This is a genomic window from Nocardioides oceani (genome assembly GCF_030412965.1).
GTDB lineage: Bacteria > Actinomycetota > Actinomycetes > Propionibacteriales > Nocardioidaceae > Nocardioides > Nocardioides oceani.
The window spans coordinates 100,380-123,868 of the sequence record NZ_JAUHJQ010000007.1; the positions used below are offsets into that span (position 1 = coordinate 100,380).

At 74.3% G+C, this 23,489-nt stretch carries 24 protein-coding genes; 11 read left to right on the forward strand and 13 right to left on the reverse strand.

What is annotated here, in order from left to right:
- Nucleotides 1-23: 23 nt before the first annotated feature.
- Nucleotides 24-671 carry a TetR/AcrR family transcriptional regulator gene (locus QWY28_RS16370; RefSeq protein WP_300953635.1) on the reverse strand — a complete coding sequence of 216 codons (648 nt, stop codon included), beginning with the start codon at nucleotides 669-671 and terminating at the stop codon, nucleotides 24-26.
- 41 nt (nucleotides 672-712) lie between these two features.
- On the opposite strand from QWY28_RS16370, the gene QWY28_RS16375 reads away from it, so the two are divergent.
- From QWY28_RS16375 to QWY28_RS16390, 4 genes are read left to right on the forward strand one after another with little or no spacing between them, the layout of a single operon-like run.
- Nucleotides 713-1,681, forward strand: a complete 969-nt coding sequence (locus QWY28_RS16375) for a glucosyl-3-phosphoglycerate synthase (protein WP_300953636.1) — start codon at nucleotides 713-715, stop codon at nucleotides 1,679-1,681.
- Nucleotides 1,678-2,541, forward strand: coding sequence for a dihydropteroate synthase (gene folP / locus QWY28_RS16380; RefSeq protein WP_300953637.1), 864 nt, complete (start codon nucleotides 1,678-1,680; stop codon nucleotides 2,539-2,541). The genes QWY28_RS16375 and folP overlap by 4 nt, the downstream gene beginning before the upstream one ends.
- The gene (locus QWY28_RS16385) at nucleotides 2,538-3,020 is read left to right on the forward strand and encodes a class III extradiol ring-cleavage dioxygenase family protein (protein WP_300953638.1); all 483 of its coding nucleotides are present in this window, start codon (nucleotides 2,538-2,540) and stop codon (nucleotides 3,018-3,020) included. Before folP ends, QWY28_RS16385 begins: the two co-directional genes overlap by 4 nt.
- On the forward strand, nucleotides 3,017-3,682 hold the full coding sequence (locus tag QWY28_RS16390; RefSeq protein ID WP_300953639.1) for a dihydrofolate reductase family protein: 666 nt from the start codon (nucleotides 3,017-3,019) through the stop codon (nucleotides 3,680-3,682). Before QWY28_RS16385 ends, QWY28_RS16390 begins: the two co-directional genes overlap by 4 nt.
- 561 nt (nucleotides 3,683-4,243) lie before the next feature.
- Here QWY28_RS16390 and QWY28_RS16395 read toward each other — a convergent pair.
- The 4 genes from QWY28_RS16395 to QWY28_RS16410 form a co-directional block, all read right to left on the reverse strand.
- Nucleotides 4,244-5,392 (reverse strand): acyltransferase family protein, encoded by a 1,149-nt coding sequence (locus QWY28_RS16395; protein ID WP_300953640.1) that lies wholly within the window; start codon nucleotides 5,390-5,392, stop codon nucleotides 4,244-4,246.
- Between the two features lie 385 nt (nucleotides 5,393-5,777).
- Nucleotides 5,778-7,271 (reverse strand): hypothetical protein, encoded by a 1,494-nt coding sequence (locus QWY28_RS16400; protein ID WP_300953641.1) that lies wholly within the window; start codon nucleotides 7,269-7,271, stop codon nucleotides 5,778-5,780.
- 63 nt (nucleotides 7,272-7,334) lie between these two features.
- Nucleotides 7,335-8,201 carry a hypothetical protein gene (locus QWY28_RS16405; protein WP_300953642.1) on the reverse strand — a complete coding sequence of 289 codons (867 nt, stop codon included), beginning with the start codon at nucleotides 8,199-8,201 and terminating at the stop codon, nucleotides 7,335-7,337.
- Complete coding sequence (locus tag QWY28_RS16410; protein WP_300953643.1) at nucleotides 8,198-8,719, reverse strand: GtrA family protein; 522 nt, start codon at nucleotides 8,717-8,719, stop codon at nucleotides 8,198-8,200. The genes QWY28_RS16405 and QWY28_RS16410 overlap by 4 nt, the downstream gene beginning before the upstream one ends.
- Before the next feature lie 63 nt (nucleotides 8,720-8,782).
- Between QWY28_RS16410 and QWY28_RS16415 the strand changes: the two genes are divergently transcribed.
- On the forward strand, nucleotides 8,783-10,108 hold the full coding sequence (locus QWY28_RS16415) for an MFS transporter (RefSeq protein ID WP_300953644.1): 1,326 nt from the start codon (nucleotides 8,783-8,785) through the stop codon (nucleotides 10,106-10,108).
- Between the two features lie 15 nt (nucleotides 10,109-10,123).
- Here QWY28_RS16415 and QWY28_RS16420 read toward each other — a convergent pair whose 3' ends face one another.
- Entirely contained in the window at nucleotides 10,124-10,891 is a 768-nt protein-coding gene (locus QWY28_RS16420) for a GDSL-type esterase/lipase family protein (protein ID WP_300953645.1), read from the reverse strand.
- Between the two features lie 48 nt (nucleotides 10,892-10,939).
- Between QWY28_RS16420 and QWY28_RS16425 the strand changes: the two genes are divergently transcribed.
- Genes QWY28_RS16425 through QWY28_RS16440 form a run of 4 tightly spaced genes read left to right on the forward strand, consistent with a single transcriptional unit; the run spans nucleotide 10,940 to nucleotide 14,025 of the window.
- Complete coding sequence (locus QWY28_RS16425) at nucleotides 10,940-11,836, forward strand: LLM class flavin-dependent oxidoreductase (RefSeq protein ID WP_300953646.1); 897 nt, start codon at nucleotides 10,940-10,942, stop codon at nucleotides 11,834-11,836.
- The gene (locus QWY28_RS16430; protein ID WP_300953647.1) at nucleotides 11,833-12,420 is read left to right on the forward strand and encodes a rhomboid family intramembrane serine protease; all 588 of its coding nucleotides are present in this window, start codon (nucleotides 11,833-11,835) and stop codon (nucleotides 12,418-12,420) included. Before QWY28_RS16425 ends, QWY28_RS16430 begins: the two co-directional genes overlap by 4 nt.
- 11 nt (nucleotides 12,421-12,431) lie before the next feature.
- Nucleotides 12,432-13,070, forward strand: a complete 639-nt coding sequence (locus QWY28_RS16435) for a hypothetical protein (protein ID WP_300953648.1) — start codon at nucleotides 12,432-12,434, stop codon at nucleotides 13,068-13,070.
- Complete coding sequence (locus tag QWY28_RS16440) at nucleotides 13,063-14,025, forward strand: hypothetical protein (protein ID WP_300953649.1); 963 nt, start codon at nucleotides 13,063-13,065, stop codon at nucleotides 14,023-14,025. Before QWY28_RS16435 ends, QWY28_RS16440 begins: the two co-directional genes overlap by 8 nt.
- 76 nt (nucleotides 14,026-14,101) lie before the next feature.
- Here the strand turns inward: QWY28_RS16440 and QWY28_RS16445 are convergent, their stop codons facing one another.
- From QWY28_RS16445 to typA, 5 genes are all read right to left on the reverse strand, one after another.
- Nucleotides 14,102-15,088 carry a TIGR03617 family F420-dependent LLM class oxidoreductase gene (locus QWY28_RS16445; protein ID WP_300953650.1) on the reverse strand — a complete coding sequence of 329 codons (987 nt, stop codon included), beginning with the start codon at nucleotides 15,086-15,088 and terminating at the stop codon, nucleotides 14,102-14,104.
- Nucleotides 15,089-15,090: 2 nt separating this feature from the next.
- Complete coding sequence (locus tag QWY28_RS16450) at nucleotides 15,091-16,191, reverse strand: acyltransferase family protein (RefSeq protein WP_300953651.1); 1,101 nt, start codon at nucleotides 16,189-16,191, stop codon at nucleotides 15,091-15,093.
- A 71-nt stretch (nucleotides 16,192-16,262) separates the two neighbouring features.
- Entirely contained in the window at nucleotides 16,263-17,270 is a 1,008-nt protein-coding gene (locus QWY28_RS16455) for a LacI family DNA-binding transcriptional regulator (RefSeq protein WP_300953652.1), read from the reverse strand.
- A gap of 19 nt (nucleotides 17,271-17,289) precedes the next feature.
- Nucleotides 17,290-18,750, reverse strand: a complete 1,461-nt coding sequence (locus QWY28_RS16460) for a GH1 family beta-glucosidase (RefSeq protein ID WP_300953653.1) — start codon at nucleotides 18,748-18,750, stop codon at nucleotides 17,290-17,292.
- Nucleotides 18,751-18,892: 142 nt separating this feature from the next.
- Entirely contained in the window at nucleotides 18,893-20,785 is a 1,893-nt protein-coding gene (typA, locus tag QWY28_RS16465) for a translational GTPase TypA (RefSeq protein WP_300953654.1), read from the reverse strand.
- A gap of 129 nt (nucleotides 20,786-20,914) precedes the next feature.
- On the opposite strand from typA, the gene QWY28_RS16470 reads away from it, so the two are divergent.
- Nucleotides 20,915-21,388, forward strand: a complete 474-nt coding sequence (locus QWY28_RS16470) for a PPOX class F420-dependent oxidoreductase (protein WP_300953655.1) — start codon at nucleotides 20,915-20,917, stop codon at nucleotides 21,386-21,388.
- A 97-nt stretch (nucleotides 21,389-21,485) separates the two neighbouring features.
- On the opposite strand, the gene QWY28_RS16475 is transcribed toward QWY28_RS16470, so the two are convergent.
- Together QWY28_RS16475 and QWY28_RS16480 are read right to left on the reverse strand one after the other, a co-directional pair.
- Nucleotides 21,486-22,175, reverse strand: a complete 690-nt coding sequence (locus QWY28_RS16475) for an aspartate/glutamate racemase family protein (protein WP_300953656.1) — start codon at nucleotides 22,173-22,175, stop codon at nucleotides 21,486-21,488.
- Between the two features lie 64 nt (nucleotides 22,176-22,239).
- A complete protein-coding gene (locus QWY28_RS16480; RefSeq protein ID WP_300953657.1) occupies nucleotides 22,240-23,001 on the reverse strand; it encodes an SDR family oxidoreductase in 762 nt (253 codons plus the stop codon).
- A gap of 48 nt (nucleotides 23,002-23,049) precedes the next feature.
- Between QWY28_RS16480 and QWY28_RS16485 the strand changes: the two genes are divergently transcribed.
- On the forward strand, nucleotides 23,050-23,424 hold the full coding sequence (locus QWY28_RS16485) for a hypothetical protein (protein ID WP_300953658.1): 375 nt from the start codon (nucleotides 23,050-23,052) through the stop codon (nucleotides 23,422-23,424).
- Nucleotides 23,425-23,489: the final 65 nt, after the last annotated feature.

Here is a 23,489-nt window from a genome sequence, read left to right on the forward strand (position 1 = left end):
CCGGAGGGTAGGGGTCCGGCTTGTTACCGCGCAGTTCGCTCCGGTCGGGTGGCGCTCGCGGCCCCGGCACCGGCGAGCACGAAGTCGACGATGGTCTGGACCTGCGCCCGCAGCTCGTCGTCGCCCAGGGTGCGGCCCTCGCCGGGGAGGAGCAGCCGGTTCATGGTGACCGCGCCGTACAGGCAGAGCACCAGCGTCGTGGCGGGCAGGTCCGCCGGCACCTCGCCGCGGTCGACCGCGCGCTGGAGGATCGGCAGGACCGCGTCGGTGTGGTGGCGAGCCACCTTCTCGGTGAAGGTGCCGAGCGAGGACGGGGCGCCGGCCGCGTCGACCGCCATCCGCACGGTCGCCCAGCCGGCCGGGTCGAGGTAGTGGCGGAACAGGTTGGTCGCCAGGTCCTCCAGGTCGCCGCGCAACGAGCCGGTGTCGACGTCCTCGATGCCGGCCGCGCGGGCCTCCACGGCGTCGAGCAGGAGCGAGTCCTTGTCGCGCCAGCGCAGGTACACCGTCGACTTGCCGACGCCGGCCCGGCGGGCGACAGCGTCCATGGTGAAGCCGGCCCAGCCGCGCTCGCCGTACTCCTCCAGCGCCGCCTCGAGGATCCGCGCCTCCGCCCCGGGCGTGCGCGGGCGGCCGCGGCTGCGGCGCGGCGCGGGGTGGGGGGACGCCATGCCAGCGATTGAACCATCCGGTGGCCCACTAGGTTGGCGGCATGTCCGTGCCGATGGAGGACGCGGGGGCCGGCTGGTTCACGCGCAACACCCACCACTGGGACGACTGGTCGCTGGCCGAACTCGTCGCGGCGAAGGGCTCGCAGCGCGTCAGCCTGGTCGTGCCCGCCCGCAACGAGGCCGGCACCGTCGGCGACGTCGTCTCCCGCGTGCGCGAGGCGCTGGTCGAGACGGTCGCCCTCGTCGACGAGGTGGTCGTGATCGACTCCGACTCCACCGACGCGACGTACGCCGTGGCGAGCGACGCCGGCGCGGTCGTGCACCGCTCGGCCGAGGTGCGGCCGGACCTCGGCTCGCACCCGGGCAAGGGCGAGGCGATGTGGAAGTCGCTGTTCGTCACCACCGGCGACGTGCTGGTCTTCATGGACGCCGACCTCCTCGACTGGGACACCCACTTCGTGCCCGGGCTGCTCGGTCCGCTGCTGACCCGGTCCGACGTCGCGCTGGTCAAGGGCTTCTACGAGCGGCCGGGGGCGGAGAGTCCGTACGACGGCGGCCGGGTCACCGAGCTCGTCGCCCGACCGCTCATCGCGCTCGAGCACCCCGAGCTCGCCGGGCTCGTGCAGCCGCTCGCGGGGGAGTGGGCGGTGCGGCGGTCGCTGTTCGAGGCGCTGCCCGTGCCGACGGGGTACGCCGTGGAGCTCGCCGCCCTCGTCGACACGGTCGGCCTGCTGGGGGTCGACGCGATCGCCCAGGTCGACCTCGGCCGGCGCGACCACGCGCACCAGGCGCTGCTCGACCTCGGCGCGATGGCCACGCAGATCCTCGCGGCGATGGCCGGCCGGAGGTCCTCCGGCTCACCGGGTCTCGTCGACGCTGGCCGGGGCTCGCTGCTCGACCAGCGGGGGACGGTCGCGCTGCGGCAGTACCAGCCGGGGCCGGGGGGCATCGCACCCGTCGACCGCGCGGTGCTCGTCGCCGAGCGCCCGCCCGCCAGGTCGGTCGCATGACGCTCAGGCTCGGTCGGCACGAGTTCGCCGACGACGCGACGATCATGATGGCGATCGTCAACCGCACGCCCGACTCGTTCTACGACAAGGGCGCCACCTGGGCCGAGGACAAGGCCTTCGACCGGGTCGCCCAGGTCGTCGACGAGGGCGCCGAGATGGTCGACATCGGCGGCATCAAGGCGGCCCCCGGCGAGGAGATCGACGAGACCGAGGAGAAGCGACGGGTCGTGGACTTCGTCGCGCGGGTGCGGGCGGCGTACCCCTCGCTCGTCATCTCGGTCGACACCTGGCGCGCCTCGGTCGGCGACGCGGTCTGCGAGGCCGGCGCCGACGTGCTCAACGACGCCTGGGGCGGCGCCGACCCGGGGCTGGTCGACGTGGCCGCGAAGCACGACGTCGCGCTCATCTGCACGCACACGGGTGGGGCGGTGCCGCGGACGCGGCCCTACCGGGTGGAGTACGACGACGTGGTCCGCTCCGCGATCGACGACACGACTGCGTACGCCGAGCGGGCGCTCGCCGCCGGCGTCGCGCGCGAGTCGTTGGTGATCGACCCGGCGCACGACTTCGGCAAGAACACCTTCCACTCCCTCGAGATCACCCGCCGGCTCGACGAGATGGTGGCGACCGGGTGGCCGGTGCTGGTGTCGCTGTCGAACAAGGACTTCGTCGGGGAGTCGCTCGACCTGCCCGTCGGTGAGCGGCTCACCGGCACGCTCGCGGCGACGGCGGTCTGCGCGCTGGCCGGCGCGCGGATCTACCGCGTGCACGAGGTCGTCGAGACCCGCCAGGTCGTCGACATGGTCAACACGATCGCCGGGCGGCGGCTGCCGGCGCGGGCGATCCGGGGGCTCCAGTGACGCGGGTCGTGCTGGTGCCCGGGGCGCTCGCGCTGCTGCCGGCGTACGCCTCGCAGGTCGACCCGCTCCCGGAGCTGCGGGCGGCCGCCCTCGCGGCGGTGCGGTGGCTCGGGGAGGTCCCCGGCGGCGTCGAGGTCCTCGCCGACCCGCAGGGGGAGCGGGTGGCCGACGCCCTGCTGGAGGCCGCGGCCGTGCGGCGCGGGAGCGGCGCCTACCTCGTCGTCGGCAACGGCTCGGCCAAGCGGTCCGAGAAGGCGCCGGGGCACCTCGACGAGCGGTCCTCCGCGTTCGACGACGCCCTTCGGTCCGCGCTCGTCGCCGGCGACCTCGGGGGCGTGGACTGGTCGCTCGCCGGGGACCTGTGGGCGGCGGTGGACGGGATCCGCCGCGCGGCGGACGTCATCGCCGGGCCGGCGAGGGTCGACCTCGACGACGATCCGTACGGCGTGCAGTACTGGGTCATGAGGTGGGGCGCGTGAGGGTCCTGCTCGGCCCGCGCGGCGGCGACCTGCCCGACCTGTACGCCGTGCCGCGCCGGCCGTGGCTGCGCGCGAACATGGTCAGCACCGTCGACGGCGCCGCCACCGGTCCGGACGGTCGCAGCGGCTCGATCAACAACGACGCCGACCACACGGTCTTCCGCACGCTGCGGGGCCTGGCCGACGCGGTCGTGGTGGGCGCGGGCACCGCACGGACGGAGGAGTACGGGCCGGCCGACGTGCCGCTGGTGCTGGTGAGCCGGCGCGCGGAGGTGCCGCCGAAGCTCCGTGGTCACGAGCCCGGTCGCGTGCTCGTCGCGACGTGCGCCACCGCCGAGCACCTCGATGAGGCGCGCGTGCTGCTCGGCGCCGAGCACGTGCTGGTCCTCGGTGAGGACGCCGTCGACCTGGCCGCGCTCCGCGACGCGCTCGTCGGCCGCGGCTGGGGGAGCCTGCTGTCCGAGGGCGGCCCGCACCTGCTGCACGACCTCCTCGCGGCCGGCCTGGTCGACGAGGTGTGCACGACGATCGTGCCCACGCTGGTCGCCGCCGACGGGCCGCGGATCTCGGCCGGCCCGCCCGTCGACGTACCGCTCTCCCTCGAGCTGCTGCTCGAGGAGCGCGGCACCCTCCTCGCCCGGTGGTTCGTGGACCGGGGGTGAGCCGGGGCACGGGGCGCGGCGTGCCCGGCGGCGGGGAGCGACCCCGGCCCGGAAGCCTGCTGGTGCCCGCCGGCCGCGCCAGCAGGTGGGACGCGGCCGGCGGTTCGTCGGCCGCGCGGTGACTCCCCCCAGGCGCCTCCACGTCGAGGCCGACCTGGTTGATCCGAGGCCGCTGCAGGTGTGGATGGGTGTGGACGGGTGATTCCCCCTGTGATGCCGCTGACAGGGCGGTCGGGAGGTCGGCTCCTCCACCACGGAGCCCAGTCGCCGGTCTAGAGCCCTCTGGGCATCGGCCCGGTCGTCGTGTTACGTGGAGAGGAACGACGAGTGACCGCCGGGGGGAGGTTGCCTCGATGTGTGCTGTCCAGGCACGGAACGAGAACTGCACAGTGCCGACGACCAGCGCCAGCGACGTCAGGACGAGACCATGAGGGTCCTGGCCGCCGTCATGGTGGCGGACTACCTCTGCCTCAAGGCCGGGTACCTCACGATCGCCGACGTCTTCGACGCGATCGCGAGCATCGTGCACTGACGCGGCGTCGGAGCGAGACGCGCATGCGCTCAGGGGGCCAGCGGGTCGAGCCGCTGGGCGGTCCGGTCGGCCGCGCGTCGCTCGAGCCGGCGGGAGATCCGCACACCGACGCGGCGCAGCGGCTCCTCGAAGGTGCGGTGGACGACGGTCGACCCGACGACGGCGAGGGCGAAGGCGAGCGCGCTGGAGAGCACGGAGCCGGGCAGGCCCCCACCGGTCGGGAGGGCCGACTCGACGCCGTTCAGCACGAAGTTGTGCAGCAGGTAGAAGACGTAGGAGACCGCGGCCAGGTGGACCATCGGCCGCGACGACAGCCACCCCACGCCGCGCGACCGGGTCACCACCAGACCGGCCACCAGCGGGGCGACCAGCAGGCCGTAGAGCCAGTACAGGTCGCCGTACGCGTCGATCTGGTCGGAGCCGACCTGCAGCGCCAGCAGTGCGACGAGCACCGGGAGCAGCACCACCGGCCGGCCGCACGCGGCCGCGACCCGGAAGCCGGCCGGGTGGTGGAGGAGGACGGCGACGATCGCGCCGTAGGCGAGGAACTGGTACGGCGCGAGGTACATGAGCGGGTCGTGGAAGCTCGCCGCGAGGCTCAGCCCGCCGAGGACCACCAGCACGGGCAGCCGCAGCCGGGCCCGGGCGCCGGCGAGCAGCGCGAAGGCGAGGACCGCCCAGACGAAGTAGAACTTCTCCTCGATGCCGATCGACCAGGCGCCGTCGTACGGCGGGTAGGGCTGGCCGTCGGGGTGGAAGAAGACCATGTGCTCGGGGAAGAACAGCACGATCTCCGGGATCGCGTCGACGAAGAGGTCGCGGCGGTCGGCCTCGAGGCCGAGCCCGAGGATGAGGACGCAGTACAGCGCCAGCACGCCCAGGAACATGGGGTAGATCCGGAAGGCCCGGCGCACGTAGAACGAGCCGAACCCCACCCGGCCCGACCGGTCCTCCTCGCGCAGCAGCAGCGTGGTGATGAGGAAGCCCGAGAGCACGAAGAACAGCGTCACGCCGCTCGCCCCGTGCAGGTGCGGCCAGAGCTGCTGGTGCCCGATGTGGGCGGTGAAGACCAGCGTGATCGCGATGGCCCGCAGGCCGTCGAGGGAGCCGAACCGGCGCAGGCCCAGGAACTCGTCGTGGGTCAGCGTGGGGCCTGAGGAGCTCCCGGCCGCGCTCACGCGACCCGGGCCGCCGGGCTCAGAGGAGGCTGCCCACCAGTGCCAGGATGACGACGGCCCACAGCGCCAGGCCGAGCCCGATCAACGAGTAGAACAGCGACAACGAGACCCCCATGGGGCAGAACGCTAGGCCGGGATCGATGCGTGCGACATGGCTCGTCCGAGCCATTCGTCCGCGAGGGCGGACTAGTCATCCGCGCGGTGGTCCAGACCAGGACGACGTCTCCGGTTTTACCTTCCCCGGTGCGGGTCAACGGGACGCGCGTAGACGCGGCGGCCTCGCGGGCGGCGGCGCTCCCCGCACATGGGAGTCCGCGAAGCCGCCGCGTCTCCCTCGGCTCCACCACCTCCGTGACGACCTGTGGTGCCCGACCGGGCCCTGGCCTCACGCGAGCTCGCGCTTGATGTCCGCGAACTCCCCGCGGGTCAGGCCGTCGGTGTCGGAGAAGTCGCGCCACAGGTCCCGCAGCCCCTGCGCGCCCTCGTCCAGGTCCTCGGCCAGGGCGCGCAGGGCCGTCCACGCCTCCTGGCCTGCAGCCGCGATGTCCTGCTGGGCACCCACGACGGATCGGCCGACGCTGCCGTGGCGGAACACCGCGTCGTTGCCGACCGCTCCGTCGAGCAGCGCGGCGGCCTTCCGGAGGCGAGCCGCGATCAGGGGGAGCGTGTCCCAGAGCACCGCCATGTTGGCTCGGTCGGCCTGGATCAGCGGCCCCCGGGTCTCGTCCGGCTCCTCGAGACGGAACGGGTCCGGCTGCCCGGGCCCGGGCGTCGCGTTGAGCAGGTCGATCTGGTCGAAGGCGGCGTACGCCGCGGCCTGCTCCTCCGTCAGCAGCTCGCGGTCCGTGGTGGCGAGCGCGGAGCGGATGTTCTCGAGCACCCCGGTCGGCTTCTCCGCCCCGAGCGTGACGGAGATGTCGGCAGGATCGCCGTCCGGGATGCTGCCGGCGAGCGTGCCGATCAGGCCGCCGCCGAGGCCCGCGATGAACGGGATGGCGGCGCCGCCGGTGGCGAACGCCGCGGCCGCGGAGACCACGGCGCCCAGGATGCCGAGCGCCACCTGGTACCCGGAGTAGTCGTCGCCGGGCTTGGCCCGCTCCATCGCGACGATCGCCGCGTCGAGCACGGCGAGCACCGCCTTGCGGGCGCGTTGGACCGCGAGCGCGTTGCCCAGCGCCGCCTCGGCGATCTCGCCCATGACGTACTGCAGGTTGGGGATCACGACGTCGAGCTGGCGGACGTACTTGCTCTTGAAGTACTCCATCGCCACGCCCTTGAGGTGCGGGGTCGCGTCCCCGAACCGGGCCAGCAGGTCGTGGTAGTCCTTGTTGGCCAGCACCGGCGGCTTGCTGCTGCCCGAGAGCGCGCTCGGCTCGTCGGAGACGAGGTACATCCCGTCCATGATCGGCACGACCGTGCCGGTGACGATGCCTTCCGGGGCCTGCAGGCTGCGCCACGGCTCGAAGGCCTCCTGGAGGGCCGCCCGGTACTCCTCGAGGAGCCCGGCGGGGACCTCGGGCTCGACCTTGTCGTCCACCGCGCCGTCCGGCACGTCGAAGCCGAGGTAGTGGGCGTCGAACGACGGGGTGGCCCCCGTCAGCGGCGAGGGGTAGCGGCGCACCCACACGAACAGGGGAGCGATCCCGAAGTAGGCCCTCCAGCCGTTCTGCGGGTCGCCGTCGATGTGCACCGCCGCGTCGTCGGCCCAACCGGGGACGGCCGAGACCGCGCTGTCCCGCATGTGCCAGTACATCGCCGAGTCGAGGGCCGCGACCGCGATCTCCTCGACCCGCTCGTCCACGGTCCGGGCGAACTCGTCGCTCGTGACCAGGCGTCCTCCGGCTGCGGCGCCGGAACCCAACCCCCATGAATCCGTCATGGCGCAGTTCTTCCGTCCGCGCACGTGATCCAAACCACGCGCGCCGCCGACGGCCAGGCGGGCTCAGCCGGCCGGCTGGACCTCCGTGTCCGCGGTGGCGTCGGTCGCCGGGCCGGCGACCGAGAGCAGGGCGGCGTCGGGACGGGTCTCGCGGACGGTGGCCAGGTAGGCGACCAGCGCCTCGCGCGTCAGGTCGCTGGTGCCGACCACGATGACCGGCCGGTCCTCCCCGCCGAGGTCCAGGACGAGCTCGTACGCCGCGCCGTCGGCCTCCTCGGGCACGAGCTCGAGCAGCGCCTCCTCGTCCTCGACGGTCGCGGGGTCGGTCGGCGCCGCGTCCTCGTCGACCTCGCAGGTCCACTCCAGCGCCAGTGCGTCCGCGCACGGGTCGGCCACGGGCTCCGGCTCCGGCTGTGGCGTCGGTTGGGGCTGGGGCTGGGGCGTCGGCTGCTGGGGCTGCTGCGGGGTCGGCTGCGGCTGCTGGGGGGCGGGCCCCGGCTCGAAGCCGGAGTCACCCGACGGCTGCTGCGGTGCCGGCGAGGGCTCGGCCGACTCGAAGGCGTGGTCGGACTGGTGGCCACCGGCCGTCGACGGGGGGGACGGCGCCCCGGACGGGGCCGAGGTGTGGTCGGCGGGCGGCACGTAGGACGTGGTCGGCGCGATGTCGGGAGCGGTGTACGACGACGGGAACACCAGCTGCGGCGGGGCGGCCGTGCCGGGCGAGACGTCCGCGACGACCGGCGGCGGGTAGAGGCCGAGCGACGGGGGGACCGGGTCGGTCGAGCCGAAGGTCGGGATCTCCCCGGACACGGCCGGCGGCGCGAGCGCCGGCTCGGCGGCCGTGCGGGCGGGGGCCTGCCCGTCGGCGTACGACAGACCGGCACCGCACCCCAGGGTGAGTGCGAGCGCGACGGCGAGCCGGAACCTCATGGACCCACCGTACGGTGCCGGTCGTCGGTGCCCGGAGGGGTTTCCCTGGGGAACACCCAACGTTCATATCCCCAGAAGCGGAACAGCGTCGCGAGTGCCACGCCGACCAGGTTCCCCGAGACGTTCTCGGCAACCGCCGAGGTCCAGCCCAGCAGGTAGGAGGTCAGGGCGAGCGGCACCAGGTTGACCACGAGGCCGCCCAGGTTGACCAGGAAGAACAGCGCGTACGCCGTGGTCAGCTGCGTGCGTCGGCGCCGGTCGAAGACCCAGGCCCGGTTGCCGGCGAACGCGAAGGTCGCCGAGACCACGAACGCCAGCGTCTTCGAGGTCAGGGGGCCGGTCTCCAGCAGCTGCCGGGCGAGGTTGTAGCAGCCGAGGTCGACGACGTACGCCAGGCCGCCCACGACGAGGAACCGCCACGCCACACGGCCGCCCACCCCGTCCTCGGTGTCGGTGCGGCTCTCGGGGTGGGTGGCGGGGTCGCTGGTCGTCGGGAGGTCGTGGACGGCGCCGGGCACGTGGAGGGGTACCCGACACGCGCCGCGGGAACACCGAGCGTCCGCTCGGTGTTGACGAGGCCCATGACCCCCGACGACTCACGCCGCGTGTCGCTGCTGCTCGGACTGCTCTTCGGCCTGGCCGGCATGGGCTCGTCCTCCGCGGCGGTCGCGCTGCCGCTGATGGGCAGCGACCTCGGCGTCGACGTCGGGGTGGCGACGTGGTCGATCAGCCTCTACGCGCTCATGCTGGCGGTGACCACCGCGGTCTACGGACGGATCTCCGACCTGGTCGGGGTCAAGCTGCCGCTGCTGGTGGGCATCGGCCTGATGACCGCCGGCGCGCTGGTGGCCGCGTTCGCGCCGACGTACGGCGTGCACCTCGGCGGCCGCCTGTTCCAGGGCGCCGGCGCGGCCGCCGTCCCGACGCTGGGCGTGGCGGCGCTGAGCGCGCGGTACGACGGCGAGGTCAAGGGTCTCGCGCTCGGCCGGCTCGCGGGGATGGCCGCCGCGGTGTCGTGCCTCGGCCCCCTCGCCGGCGGGCTCGTCGAGCACGCCTTCGGGTGGCGCGTCGTGATGGCGCTGCCGATCCTCGGCGTCCTGGTCGTGCCCTTCCTGTGGCGCGCGCTGACCGGCGAGGGCAGCGGCGCGAGCCTCGACGTCCTCGGTGCCGTGCTCGTGGCCGCGACCGCGGCCGGGCTGGTCCTGCTCGTGCAGTCGCCCTCGACCGGCCTGGTGGTCGCGCTCGTCGGGGTGCTGCTGATGGTGCTCGGCACGCCGCTCGTGGCCCTGCGCGTACGCCGCCGGCCGCACGGCTTCCTCCCCCTGGCCGTCGTCCGCAACGCCACGGTGGTGCGGAGCGCGGTCGCGGCGACGGCCGTGCCGGCGGCGTGGTTCGGGCTGCTCGTCTCGGTCCCGGCGGTGCTCGTCGCCCACGGCTGGCAGGCCTGGCAGGTCGGGCTGCTGCTCGTGCCGAGCGCGGTGATCGCGCTGTTCGTGCCGCGGGTGGCCGGGCCGCTGCTTACCCGGGTCGGCGGGCCGACCGCGCTGGCGCTCTCCGGCGTCACCGCGTCGGTCGCGCTGGTGCTCGCGGCGGTCGGCACCGCGGCGGTCTCGCCGGTGGTCCTCGGGGTCTCGGTCGTGCTGGTGACCATGGCGTTCGGGCTCGGCCAGCCGGCGCTGACCGCGTCCGTCGGTGACGCGGTCTCGCTCGACGTCCGCGGGGTCGCCCTCGGCGTCGCGACGCTGCTGTTCCTCGTCGGCGGGTCGGTCGGCTCCGCGGTCGTCGGCGGGATCGGCGACGCGATCGGTACCCCCGGCGCGCTCGGCATCCTCGCGGTGCTCCCGCTCCTCGGGCTGGTCGCGCTCGTCCCCGAGCTGCGGCGGGCCGCGGCGGTCGTCGCGGACTGACGCCCGCCCAGGCGGTCAGCCCGCCGCGGGCAGCGGGAGGTCCAGGTCGGCCAGGGCGTCAGCGAGGTTGCGGGCGAGGTACGCGTCGCCGGCGGTGCTGGCCCCGCCCTCGGGGTCGCGCAGGTCGGCGCGGTCGGTGCGCCCCGCGCCCGCCCAGCCCTCGGCGACCGGGTCCACGGCGAAGCCGTCGTGCTCCTCCGCTACCTCGGTGACGAGCGCCGCGACGCCGCCCGGCAGCGGGCCCTCCTGCGCGAGGGTCCACGGCACCACCTGGACGAGGGCGGCGTCGGGGAACGCCTCGCGCAGCGCGTCGAGGTAGGTGTCCATGGCGGTGCGGAGGTTGGGCCCGTCGACGAGGCGCAGGTCGTTGCGACCGGCGTCGACGAGGACCACGTCGGGATCGACACCCTCGTCGACGACCTCGCTGAGCCGGTCGACCAGCCGCGCGCCGGTGGTGGCATTGACGAACCCGGCGCCCTCCTCGGCCTCGACGACGCACTCCCAGTCGAGCTCCTCGGCGGTCGCGCACGCGTAACCCGTGGTGTAGCCGTCGCCCAGCCACAGGGAGACCGGCCGGGTGCCGGTCTCCGTGGCAGGCGGCTCGGTCGGCGACGAGGTCGGTGCAGCGGACGCGGAGCCCTCGATCGGGCGGTCGGCCACCGGGTCGTCGGCGGTCACGTCCGCCCGGACGCGGTCCTGCCAGTCGAGGTACGCCCACGCCGTGCCAGCGACGACGAGGGCCGCGAGCAGCATGACGAGCGCGCCGGAGAGACGAGGGAGCACCGACGAACCGTAACGTCCGCCTGCGACGGGTCTGCCACAGTTGCCCGCGTGCAGGTGGGGATGACGTTGCCGGTCATGGAGCCGGACCTGTGGGACGACGGCGCGACGACGCTCGAGGAGTGGTCGCGCGCGGTCGACGAGGGCCCGTTCGGCACGCTGTGCTTCGGCGAGCGGATCGCCTTCGACAACCCCGAGACGCTCACGCTGCTGGGCGCGGTCGCGGCGTGGACCAGCCGGGTGCAGCTCGCGACCACGGTGGTGGTGCCGCAGCTGCACGACCCCGTGCTGCTCGCGAAGTCGCTCGCCACCGGCGACCGGCTCTGCGCCGGGCGGCTGACGGTGGGGCTCGGTGTGGGCGGCCGCGAGGAGGACTACCGCGTCGTCGGCGCCGACCTCGCCGGGCAGACGATGCGGGAGATGGCCGAGCGCGCGGCCGTGCTCCGGACCGTGTGGAGCGGCAGCACGGTCGCTGGAGCGTCCCGCCCGATCGGCCCGCCGCCGGCACGACCGGGCGGCCCCGACCTGCTCGTCGGCACCATGGGCCCGCGGACGATCCGGTCCGCCGCGGCGTGGGCCGACGGCCTGGCCGGCGTGACGCTCGACGTCGATCCCGGCGGCGTACGACGGCTCTTCGACGTCGCCGAGTCCGCCTGGGCCGAGGCCGGACGCGGGCAGCCGCGACTGACGACGTCGTTCTGGTTCGCCCTCGACGACGGGGACGGGTCGGCCCGGGCGCAGGTCCACCGGCACCTGCGCCACTACATGAGCTGGCTGCCGGCCGACCTGGTCGACGCGATGGCGCCGACCACCGGCTTCGCGGGCACCCCGGCGCAGCTGCGGGACACGCTGCGCCGCTTCGAGGACGTCGGCACCGACGAGGTGCACCTGATCCCCACGGGCTCCGACGTCGCGCAGGTCGAGGCCGTCGCGGAGCTGCTGCGGTGAGCACCCGGCACCGCTCCGGTGCGGACCTCGGCGGCACCTGGGCCCGCGCGGCCGTGCTCAGCGTCGGGTTCGTCGCGCTGCTCTGGGCGATCGAGGTGCTCGACGCGGTGTGGAGCCGCGACCTCGACACGTACGGCGTCCGGCCGCGCGACGACGACGGGCTCGTCGGCGTGGCGCTCGCGCCGCTGCTCCACGCCGGCTGGGACCACCTGTCGGGCAACACCCTGCCGGTGCTCGTCCTGGCGTTCCTCGTGCTCGTCGGGGGCACCGAGCGCGGGCTCGCCGCGACCGCCGTGATCTGGCTGGTCGGCGGCCTCGGCGTCTGGCTGACCGCGCCGGCGTACTCCCTCCACCTCGGCGCCAGCGTCCTGGTCTTCGGCTGGCTGGTCTACCTCATGCTCCGCGGCGTCTTCACCCGCAGCGCGGGCGAGATCATCCTCGGGATCGTGCTGTTCCTGGCGTACGGCGGCCTCCTGCTCGGCGTCCTCCCCGGCCAGCCGGGCGTCTCGTGGCAGGGCCATCTCTTCGGCGCGGTCGGCGGCGCGCTGGCGGCGTCCTGGGTCGATCGGCGCAGCCGGGCCTAGGGTGTGACGCCATGCGCTCGGACTGGCTCCCCGTCTCGGCCGCGCTGCTCGTCACCGGCGCGATGGCCCTCGCGCTCGCCACGCTCGTCGGCGACTCCGGCGGCAGCACGAGCGAGACGCTGCGCAGCGTCGAGAACAACGACGGCCGGTGGCTCGCCGTCGCCGTCATCTACCTGCTCGCCTCCGCCTGCCTGACCCTCGGCCTGCCCACGATCCTGTACGTGCTGCAGGACCGGTCGCGGTTCCTCGGCGGCCTCGGCGTGATCAGCCTGGCGCTGGGGTTCATCGGCCTCGCCGGCTACGGGATGCTCGTGACGTTCTTCCGCGCACTCGTCATCACCGACGCCATCCGCGGGCCCGCGCTGCGGGCGGCGGCCGAGGAGTCCGGCCTGACGGTCGTGCTCTACGGGTGGGTCGTCGCCTTCGTCCTGGGGGAGCTGCTGGTCACCCTCGCGCTGCTGCGCGTCCCCGAGGTCCCGCGCTGGGTGCCTGCGGTGCTGGCCGCCCACCTGGTCGCGGTGGCCCTCGGCGGCGTGCTCCCCGACGCCGTCACCCGGGCCGCGGTCCTGCTCCTCGCGCTCGGGTTCGCCGGCATCGCGATCACCGCCGCCCTGCCCGACCCGCACCGCAGGAGCCTCGCCCGTGCCTGAGGACCGGCTCGCCGAGCTCGACGCCGCCCTCGCCGACGCCGAGCGCGACCTGGCGGAGAAGTCGCGGCTGACCGCCCGCCTGGCCCGCGGTGAGGCCGCCGTCGAGCGGGCGCGGGCCGAGGTGGGCCGGGCCCGCGCTGCGCTGGGTGACGAGCAGGCCGACGTCGCGCGGCTCGAGTCGTTCAGCCCCACCCGGATCTGGGCGGCGATGCGCGGGAGCCGCGAGGTCGACCTCGACCGCGAGCGGGCCGAGCAGCAGGCGGCGGAGTACGCCGTCGCGCGGGCCGAGGCGGGGCTGGCCGCGGCCGAGGACGAGGCCGCCCGGGCCGCGTCCGGACTGCGGGCCGTCTCCGACGCCGACGTACGCCGCGAGCGGGCGCTGGCCGCGAAGGAGGAGCACCTGCGTGGCACCGGCCACCCGTCCGCCGTCGAGCTCGACCGGGTCGCGGCCGCCACCGGTGCCGGCCGCTCGGCGCTGGCCGAGCTGCAGGAGGCCGGCGTGGCCGCGGACCACGCGCTGGCCCGGCTCGGCGCCGCCGCGGACCTGCTCGCCTCGGCGCGGAGCTGGTCGACGGCCGACACGTTCTTCGACGGCGGGCTGGTCACCGACCTGGTGAAGTACGACCGGATGGACTCCGCGCAGCGGTTGATGCGCGACGCCGACGCCGCCCTGCGCCGGCTCTCGGTCGAGCTGGCCGACGTCGGCGAGGCCGCGGTCGGCGGCATCGAGGTCACCCAGCTCGCCCGCGCCTTCGACGTGTGGTTCGACAACATCTTCAGCGACTGGTCGGTGCGCAACCGGATCACCGAGGCCGCCGAGCGGGTCGGTCGTACCGCCCACGTGGTCCAGCAGGTGCGGGCGCGGCTGCTCGAGCGGGTCGCCGAGCAGCAGGCCGAGCTCGACCGTCTCGCTCGGCGGCGGGCGGCGCTGCTGGGCGGGTCGTCGTCGGGGTAGTCACGGACGAAAACGTCCTCGGGCACCTCCTGGGAGGACGAAAACGTCCGTGACTACCCCGACCCCCGGGCCCGCCTCACGCCAGCGCGCGGGCCAGGGCCCCCACCTGGTTCAGCGGCGCGTCGTACCCCGGGAAGTAGGCGCAGACCCGGTCGGCCACGTCGCCGAAGCGCCGGTGGATCTCGGCGGCGCACTCCTCGGGCGTGCCGACGACCGCGAGCGTGTGCAGCATGTCGTCGGTGACCAGCTCCATCATCGCGGCGACGTCGCCGACCTTGGAGAGCCGGTTGAGCTCGGGCTGGACGTCGGCCCAGCCCTCGACCTCGAGGACGGGGAGGTACGCCGGCGTGGAGCCGTAGAACGCCAGCAGCCCGCGCACGCCCAGCGCCGCGGCGTGCTGCTCCTCGCGGGTGCGGCCCATCGCGACGATCGCCTGCGGGTGGACCCGGAAGGTCGGCGACACGGGCGTCCCGAGCGCGGGGAGCGTCCGCTCGCGGAAGTGCCGGTGGCTGTGGAACGGCATCACCAGCAGCCCGTCGGCGACCTCGCCGGCGGTGCGGGTCATCAGCGGGCCGAGCGCACCGAGGAGCACCGGCGGCGGCCCGAACGGGTTCGGGCCGGGGACGAACGTCGGCGGCATCAGGGTGTGGCGCGTGTGCTCGCCGCGGAAGTCCAGCCGCGTGCCCTCCTGCCAGGAGGTGAGGATCGCCTTGACCGCGAGCACGATCTCCCGCATCCGCGCGGCCGGCGGGGACCAGGTTGCGCCGTACCGGTTCTCGACGTGCGGCCTGACCTGGGACCCCAGCCCGAGGCGGAACCGCCCGGCCGACATCAGCTGCAGGTCCCACGCGGTGTGCGCCAGGTGCATCGGGCTGCGCGGCATCGCGATCGCGACGTTGGTCATCAGGTCGGTCTCCACCGCGCCGGCGGCCGCCGCCAGCGGCAGGAACACGTCGTGCGGTCCCTCGAAGGTGAACAGCCCCGCGACGCCGGCACCGACCAGCTCGCGGGCGCGCTCGGCCGCCCGGTCGGGCCTCCCGTCGAGCTGGACGTCCAGGAGCATCCTCAGACCCTCTCGGTGGGGGCCGGGGACTCGCGGCCCGGCCGGAGCGCGGCGGCGTGCGAGCCCATGAACGGCCGCTCGAGCAGCAGGTAGCTCGCCGTGGTCAGCCCCGCCGCCAGGCCGACGCCGAGCAGCGCCAGCACCGGCACGGGCAGCCCGATGCTGTCCTTGTCGAGCAGGTAGACCGGCAGCCAGTGCCACAGGTACAGGCTGTAGCTGGCCCGCCCGAGCAGCGCCAGCGGTCCCCACGACAGCAGCCGCAGCGCCGGCCCGCCCGTCTCGGCGACCCCGTGGAGCACCAGCCAGCCGGTCGCCGCGACCGCGAGCGGGACGCCGAGCCAGCGCACCGGGTCGGCGGTGTAGTGCCACGGGGCGAGCACCACGTACGCCGTCACCGCGGCGAGGGCGAGCAGGGCCAGGGCCTGCGGTCCCCGCCCGGTGGGGATCCGGCCGGGCCGGTCCGGGGTGGCGGGCTCGGCCACCGCGAGCGCGATCACCGCGCCGACGAGGATCTCCGCGAACCGGGCGGGCGGGGTGCCGTAGAACAGCAGCCCGCTCATCGGCAGCGCGGCGGCGTACAGCACGACGGCGGTCAGGGCCGACCAGCGGGCGAAGGTGCGGGCGGGGACCCCGCGGCGCCTGGCGGTGTAGAGGGCGAGCGGCCAGAGCAGGTACAAGTACCACTCGATCGCCAGCGACCAGGTCTGGCGGAACGGGTCGGTCGTCTCGCCCATCGCCTCGAGCACCCACGTGCCTTGGACCGCCGCGAGCAGGCCGCGCTCGGCGGCGTCGGTGGCGGTCACGGCCGCGCCGGGCGCGAGCGCCACCGCGATCGGCGACACCACGACCAGCGCGAGCAGGGCGGGGTAGAGGCGGCGGACCCGCTTGCGCAGGAACGTCACGTACTGCCGGCCCACCGGCTCGCTCGACCGCGAGCGCCACATCACCGAGGTGATGACGAAGCCGCTCAGCACGAAGAACACGTCGACGCCGAGGTAGCCGCCCTTCCCGACCGGCAGGTACGTCGCCACCCAGTGCGCGCCGAGCACCGCCAGGATCGCGAGCGCGCGGATCCCGTCGAGGTGGTCCACCCGTCCGCGCACCGGGGGACCGTAGCGGTCCGGGCCTCCGGCGGTCCATGGCCCGCGCCGTGCGGCGACGGGTCGTGGGTCGCTCAGGCCGACGCCCGCCGCACGAGCGTGGGCGGCAGCAGCACCGACGCGGGTCCGGCTGCGGAGCCGGCGAGCCGGTCCAGCAGCAGCCGCGTCGCCCGCTCGGCGAGCTCGCCGGCGGGGTTGACGACGGTCGTCAGCGGGGGATCGCAGTGGTCGGCGCCGAGGTCGTCGTACCCCACGACCGCGACGTCGTCCGGCACCGACCGCCCGGCCGCGGCGAGCGCCCGCAGCGCGCCGCGCGCCATCAGGTCGGAGGCGACGAAGAGCCCGTCGAGGTCGGGGTGCGCTGCGAGCAGCCGCGCGCAGGCCGCCTCGCCGCTGGCCTCGGTGAAGTCGCCGTGCTCGACGAGCGCGCCTCCCGGCCCGGCCCCCGAGGCGGCGACGTACCCCTCGAGCCGGTCCTGCCCGGCGGCCATGTCCGACGGTCCGGCGACGTGCCCGATCCGGCGGCAGCCGCGTTCGCGCAGCAGGTCGGTCGCGAGCCGGGCGCCCGCGACGTTGTCGGTGTCGACCCAGGCCACGCCGTCCGCGCCGACGATCGGCCGGCCGACGAACGCGCACGGCAGCCCCAGGGCGCCGAGGTGCTCGGCGAGGTGGTCGCTGCGGTGGTGGGAGACCACGATCGCGCCGTCGACGTGCCCGTTGCGCAGGTAGCGCAGCGTCCGGCCCTCCTCCTCGCCCGGCCGCGCGAGGAGCAGCACGAGCTGCAGGTCGCGCTCGGCGAGCACCCGGTTGACCGCGGTCAGCGTCCGGCCGAAGAACGGGTCCGAGAACACCCGGTCGTCGGGCTCGGGGACGACCACCGCGACGGAGTCGGTACGTCGCGTGGCCAACGTGCGGGCGGCCGGGTTCGGGGTGTAGCCGAGGCTGCGCACCGCCGCGTCGACCGCGGCCAGTGCCCGCTCGCTGACCCGGCTGCCGCCGTTGATCGCGCGCGAGGCCGTGGCCCGCGAGACCCCGGCGAGCCGGGCGACCTCGTCGAGGGTCGGCGTACCGGGGGCGTCCACGGAGGCAACCTAGCGGGCCTCAGGCCTGCGGGGGCGGCACGCTCCCGGACGCGGCGACCGCGGCGTAGAACCGGGCCGACGACTTGGGCGTCCGCACCTGGGTGTCGTAGTCGACGTGGACGATGCCGAACCGCTTGGTGTAGCCGAAGGCCCACTCGTAGTTGTCCAGCAGTGACCACTGGAAGAACCCGCGCACGTCCACGCCGGCCTCGGTCGCCGCGTGCAGCGCCCGCAGGTGCGCGTCGATGAACGCCACCCGCTCGGGGTCGTCGACCGACCCGTCGGCGGCGACCTCGTCGTCGTAGGCCGCACCGTTCTCGGTGATGTAGAGCGGCGGGACGTCGTACTCCTCGTCGAGCCGGACCAGCAGCCGGGTCAGCCCCTCCGGCTGGACCTCCCAGTCCATCGCGGTCCGGGGCAGGCCGCGGCCGACGAAGATGACGTCCTCGCAGCCGACGTACGGCGTGCTGGTGGTGCGGCCGGTCTCGTTCTCGTTGCTGACCAGCTCGTCGGGGTGCGGGCGGCCGGCGATCGCGTTGCCGTTGTAGTAGTTGACGCCCAGCACGTCGATCGGCGCGCTGATGACCTCGAGGTCGCCGTCCTGGATCGCGTCGGTCCAGCTGCTGCGGCCGGGGACCGGCATCGCCTCGGTGTCGGCGAGGACGTCGGCGGGGTAGCTGCCGCGGAAGAGCGGGTCGAGGAAGACCCGGTTGAACAGCCCGTCCACGCGGCGCGCGGCGTCCACGTCGACCTCGTCGCTCGGGTCGTTGGCGTCCGCGACGGTGAAGTTGAGGGTGATGCCGAGGCCGGAGTGCGGCTTCGCGGTGTCGGCGACGACGCCGCGGCTGCGCAGCTCCGCGGCGGCCAGGCCGTGGCCGAGGAGCAGGTGGTGGGCGGCCACGAGGCCGTTCGCGCCCTCCTGCCGGCCCGGGGCGTGCTGGCCGCCGGTGTGGCCGAGGAACGCCGAGCACCACGGCTCGTTCAGCGTCGTCCACGCGCCGACCCGGTCGCCGAGCGCGTCGTGGACGGAGAGGGCGTACTCCGCGAACCGGTAGGCGGTGTCGCGGTTCGTCCAGCCGCCCGCGTCCTCGAGCGCCTGCGGCAGGTCCCAGTGGTAGAGCGTCAGCCACGGCAGGACGTCGTGGGCGAGCAGCTCGTCGACGAGCCGGTCGTAGAACGCGAGCCCGGCCGGGTTCACCGGGCCGGCGTCGGGCCGCACGCGCGGCCAGGAGACCGAGAACCGGTAGGCCCCGAGGTTGAGCTCCTCCATGAGCGCCACGTCCGCGGCGTACCGGTGGTAGTGGTCGCACGCGACGTCGCCGGTGTGCCCGCCGATGACCGCGCCCGGCACGCGGGCGAAGGTGTCCCAGATGCTCGGGCTGCGGCCGTCCTCGGCGGCGGCACCCTCGACCTGGTACGCCGCGGTGGCGGCGCCCCAGAGGAAGCCGGGCGGGAACTCGACGGCGTCAGGGCGGCTCATGCGCTCGATCCTAGACGCCGTGGAAGCGCTTCCACCAAGCCGCGAGGACGGACGCCGCGCAAATGCCGACCGCCTCGTGATGCCGAGCGTGCGCTGGAGCGCACCCTGGGCATCACGAGGCGGTGGGGAGGGCCGGTGGCGGCTACTTCGACTTGCGGGCGCGGGAAGCGATCTTGGCCCGCTCGTTGGCGTCGAGGATCACCTTGCGGATGCGCACCATCTCCGGCGTCACCTCGACGCACTCGTCGTCGCGGCAGAACTCCAGGCACTGCTCCAGCGAGAGCTTCTTCGGGGGGATGAGCTTCTCGAAGTTGTCGGAGGTCGCGGACCGGATGTTGGTCTGCTGCTTCTCCTTGGTGATGTTGACGTCCATGTCGTCCGCGCGGGAGTTCTCGCCGACGATCATGCCCTCGTAGACCTCGGTGGTCGGCTCGACGAACATCACGCCGCGCTCCTGCAGGGAGGTCATCGCGTACGCCGTCGCGGCGCCCTTGCGGTCGGCCACCAGCGAGCCGTTGTTGCGCGAGCGGATCTCGCCGGCCCACGGCTCGTACTTCTCGAAGATGTGGTGGGCGATGCCCGTGCCGCGGGTGACGGTGAGGAACTCGGTCCGGAAGCCGATCAGGCCGCGCGCCGGCACGAGGAACTCCATGCGCACCCAGCCGGTGCCGTGGTTGGTCATCTGCTCCATGCGGCCCTTGCGGGTGGCCAGCAGCTCGGTGATCGAGCCGAGGTGCTCCTCGGGGGCGTCGATGGTCAGCCGCTCGACCGGCTCGTGCACCTTGCCGTCGATCTCGCGGGTGACGACCTGCGGCTTGCCGACGGTCAGCTCGAAGCCCTCGCGGCGCATCTGCTCGACGAGGATCGCCAGCGCCAGCTCGCCACGGCCCTGGACCTCCCACGCGTCGGGGCGGTCGGTCGGGAGGATGCGCAGCGAGACGTTGCCGATCAGCTCGGAGTCGAGGCGGTCCTTGACCAGGCGGGCGGTGACCTTCGCGCCCTTGACCCGCCCGACGAGCGGGCTGGTGTTGGTGCCGATGGTCATCGAGATCGCCGGCTCGTCGACGTGGATGAGCGGCAGCGCGACCGGGTTCTCCGGGTCGGCCAGGGTCTCGCCGATGGTGATGTCGGGGATGCCGGCGATCGCGACGATGTCGCCGGGGCCGGCCAGCTCGCCGGGCTTGCGCTCGAGGCCCTCGGTGACGAGCAGCTCGGTGATCTTCACGCGGTTGACCGAGCCGTCTCGCTTCATCCACGCGACCTGCTGGCCCTTGCGCAGCTCGCCCTGGTGCACGCGCACCAGCGCGAGCCGGCCGAGGAACGGCGAGGAGTCGAGGTTGGTGACGTGGGCCTGGAGCGGCGCGCCCTCGTCGTACGTCGGCGCCGGGATGGTCTCGAGGATCGTCTTGAACAGCGGCTCGAGGTCGGGGCTGTCCGGCAGCTCGCCGTTGGCCGGCTGCTCGAGGCCCGCCACGCCGGCGCGGCCCGAGGCGTACACGACCGGGAAGTCCAGCGCCTCCTGGCTGTGGCTGTCGTCGAGCAGGTCCATGAACAGCTCGTAGGTCTCGTCGACGACCTCGGCGATCCGGGCGTCGCCGCGGTCGGTCTTGTTGACGACCAGGATCACCGGCATGTCGGCGTTGAGCGCCTTGCGCAGCACGAAGCGGGTCTGGGGGAGCGGGCCCTCGGAGGCGTCGACCAGGAGCACGATGCCGTCGACCATCGACAGCCCGCGCTCGACCTCGCCACCGAAGTCGGCGTGGCCGGGGGTGTCGATGATGTTGATCGTCATCGGCTTGCCGTCCGCGGCGGGACCGGCGTAGTGGACCGCGGTGTTCTTCGCGAGGATCGTGATGCCCTTCTCGCGCTCCAGGTCACCGGAGTCCATGACGCGCTCGGCGACGCTCTCGGCCTGGTGCGCGGTGAAGGCGCCGGCCTGGCGGAGCATCGCGTCGACGAGGGTGGTCTTGCCGTGGTCGACGTGCGCGACGATCGCGACGTTGCGCAGGTCCGTGCGGGCGGTGGTTCCGGGCATGGCAGTGGTACGTCGCTTCCGTCGGGGGTCAAGTCAGAGGTGCGGGGCCGCAGGAGGGCCTCGTCGAGTCTAGAGGCGGGGGCGCAGTCGGTCCGCATCGTCGGGTGTGGCCCGGGGCACCGTGGACGCATGCCCACGATCGCCACGAACACCCGCGTCGAGCTGCCCGAGCTGCTCGACTTCGCCCGCACCCGGCACCACCTCGTGCTGGTCACCCACCGCGCCGACGGCCGCCCGCAGGTCTCGCCGGTCACCGGCGGCGTCTCGGCCGAGGGGCACATCGTGATCTCGACGTACCCCGACCGCGCGAAGGCCGTGAACCTCCGCCGCGACCCCCGCTGCTCGGTCCTCGTCCTCTCCGACGAGTGGAACGACGCCTGGGTGCAGGTCGACGGCACCTGCGAGGTGCTCGACATGCCGTCGCCGGAGGCCGAGGACGGGCTGGTGGAGTACTTCCGGTGCATCTCCGGGGAGCACCCGGACTGGGAGGAGTACCGCGCCGCCATGCGCAACCAGGGCAAGTCGCTGCTGCGGATCACGCCCACCTCGTGGGGTCCCGTCGCGACCGGTGGCTTCCCGCCGGACCGCGTGCCGTCGTCCTAGGCGCGCCCGGGCGAAGGCGGGGTAGTCACGGACGAGAACGTCCGTGACTACCCCTCCGGAGGACGAAAACGTCCGTGACTACCCCCGGGAGGACCGCTCAGCCCAGCGCGCGGTCGAGCGCAGCAGCCACGTGCAGGGTGGTGCAGGGGAAGACGGGGATGTCGGCGTCGGCCTGCTTGACGAGCAGCTCGAGCTCGGTGCAGCCGAGGACGACACCGGCCGCGCCGGCGTCCCAGAGCTCGTCGATCACCGAGACGACGCCGCGGCGGGAGGAGTCGAGGACGCGGCCGTGCACGAGCTCGCCGTACACGACGTCGTCGAGCTCCTGGTGGTGCTTCTCGTCGGGCACGTGGACGGTGATGCCGTGGCCGGCGAGCCGGTCGGTGAAGAACGGCCGGGTCATCGAGAACCTCGTCCCGAGGAAGCCCACCGACGACACCCCCGCCTCCTTGCACGCGTCGGCGACGACGTCGGCGAGGTGGAGGACGGGTACGTCGACGGCGGCCTCGACCTCGTCGAAGACCTGGTGGTACGCCGTCGTGCACATCAGCAGGAAGTCCGCGCCGGCCCGCTCCACGCCCTGCGCGGCGGCCACCAGGGTCGCTGCGACCTCGTCCCAGCGCTCGGCCGCGGCCAGCTCGGTCACCTCGGCGAACTCCACCGACGCGAGCACGGTGCGCGCGGAGTGGAGCCCGCCCAGCCGCTCCTCGACGCCGCGGTTGAGGGCCTCGTAGTAGACGGCGCTGCTCTTCCAGCCGAGCCCGCCGAGAAGTCCGATCGTCTGCATGGCGGTCAGCCTTCCACGGTTCCCGGCCGCCGGGGGCGTGCGACGGGCCACACCGTGGAACGCGTCAGTCCAGGACGCGGTGCACCTTGTGCTGCGCGGCCTGCGCCCGCGGGCGGATGACCAGCTCGTCGACGTTGACGTGCGAGGGACGCGTGACCATCCAGGTGATCGCGTCGGCGACGTCCTCGGCGGTCAGCGGCTCGGCGACCCCGGCGTACACCGACTCCGCCTTCTCGCGGTCGCCCTCGAACCGCACGAGCGCGAACTCGTCGGTCTTCACCATCCCGGGCGCGACCTCGCAGACCCGCACCGGCTGGTCCCACAGCTCCAGCCGCAGGGTCTCGGTGACGACCTGCGTGCCGTGCTTGGCGGCGGTGTAGCCGCCGCCGCCCTCGTAGGCGATCCGCCCGGCGGTCGACCCGACGTTGAGGATGACGCCGGCGCCGCTCGCGACCAGCGCGGGCAGGAGGGCACGGGTCACCTGCATCAGGCCGATGACGTTGACCTCGTACATCCGGCGCCACTCGTCGCTGTCGGCCTGCGCGACCGGCGAGGAGCCGAACGCCCCGCCGGCGTTGTTGACCAGCACGTCGAGCCGGTCGCCCACGACCTCGGCGAGGGCCGCGACGGACTCCTCGGAGGTCACGTCGCACACGACCGCGGTGCCGCCGATCTCGGCCGCGAGCGCCTCGACCCGCTCGGCCCGCCGGGCGGCGCAGACGACGTGGAACCCCTCGCCCGCGAGCATCCGGGCGGTCGCTGCGCCGATGCCGCTGCTGGCTCCGGTGACGACGGCGGTACGACGGGCGGGGGTCGGCTCGGTCATGCGGACCATTGTGGTGAGCCGTCCGGCCCGCTGGCACACTGGCCTGCCGTGTCCCAGCCCCGCCTCCTCCTGCTCGCCCGGTCCGCCGGCCTGCTGGGCGGTCTCGCCTGGTCGGTGCGCTGGCCGCTCGGCAGCGGAGCGGCCGGCGACGCGGCGTACTGGATCGGCCTGGTCGCGCTGGCCGTCGCGCTCGCGGCGTACGGCGCGACGCTCGTGCGGGTGACCTGGCTGCAGGTCGTCGTCGGGGTGGCGCTGCCGGTGCTGGTCGGGTCGCTGCTCGAGGTGCTGCGTGGTGACGGCGACGGCCTCGCCCTCGACGGGCTCGTCGGTCTCGGCGCGCTGCTCGTGGCCGCGGCCGGGGCTGCCCGCGCCCGGCGGGGACGGCCCTCCCGCCGAACGGGTACCAGGAGCCACGCCCGGTGACGGGAACAACCGGCGGTCTCCACCGGTTGGGCCCCGGAGGACCGGCGGACGGCGGAAGGACGAGC

What these genes read in the sequence shown, in the direction of transcription:
- QWY28_RS16370 (WP_300953635.1), bottom strand. Translation starts at nt 671, where the DNA reads ATGGCGTCCCCCCACCCCGCGCCGCGCCGCAGCCGCGGCCGCCCGCGC.
- QWY28_RS16375 (WP_300953636.1), top strand. Translation starts at nt 713, where the DNA reads ATGTCCGTGCCGATGGAGGACGCGGGGGCCGGCTGGTTCACGCGCAAC.
- folP (WP_300953637.1), top strand. Translation starts at nt 1,678, where the DNA reads ATGACGCTCAGGCTCGGTCGGCACGAGTTCGCCGACGACGCGACGATC.
- QWY28_RS16400 (WP_300953641.1), bottom strand. Translation starts at nt 7,271, where the DNA reads ATGACGGATTCATGGGGGTTGGGTTCCGGCGCCGCAGCCGGAGGACGC.
- QWY28_RS16405 (WP_300953642.1), bottom strand. Translation starts at nt 8,201, where the DNA reads ATGAGGTTCCGGCTCGCCGTCGCGCTCGCACTCACCCTGGGGTGCGGT.
- QWY28_RS16415 (WP_300953644.1), top strand. Translation starts at nt 8,783, where the DNA reads ATGACCCCCGACGACTCACGCCGCGTGTCGCTGCTGCTCGGACTGCTC.
- QWY28_RS16435 (WP_300953648.1), top strand. Translation starts at nt 12,432, where the DNA reads ATGCGCTCGGACTGGCTCCCCGTCTCGGCCGCGCTGCTCGTCACCGGC.
- QWY28_RS16445 (WP_300953650.1), bottom strand. Translation starts at nt 15,088, where the DNA reads ATGCTCCTGGACGTCCAGCTCGACGGGAGGCCCGACCGGGCGGCCGAG.
- QWY28_RS16460 (WP_300953653.1), bottom strand. Translation starts at nt 18,750, where the DNA reads ATGAGCCGCCCTGACGCCGTCGAGTTCCCGCCCGGCTTCCTCTGGGGC.
- typA (WP_300953654.1), bottom strand. Translation starts at nt 20,785, where the DNA reads ATGCCCGGAACCACCGCCCGCACGGACCTGCGCAACGTCGCGATCGTC.
- QWY28_RS16470 (WP_300953655.1), top strand. Translation starts at nt 20,915, where the DNA reads ATGCCCACGATCGCCACGAACACCCGCGTCGAGCTGCCCGAGCTGCTC.
- QWY28_RS16475 (WP_300953656.1), bottom strand. Translation starts at nt 22,175, where the DNA reads ATGCAGACGATCGGACTTCTCGGCGGGCTCGGCTGGAAGAGCAGCGCC.
- QWY28_RS16480 (WP_300953657.1), bottom strand. Translation starts at nt 23,001, where the DNA reads ATGACCGAGCCGACCCCCGCCCGTCGTACCGCCGTCGTCACCGGAGCC.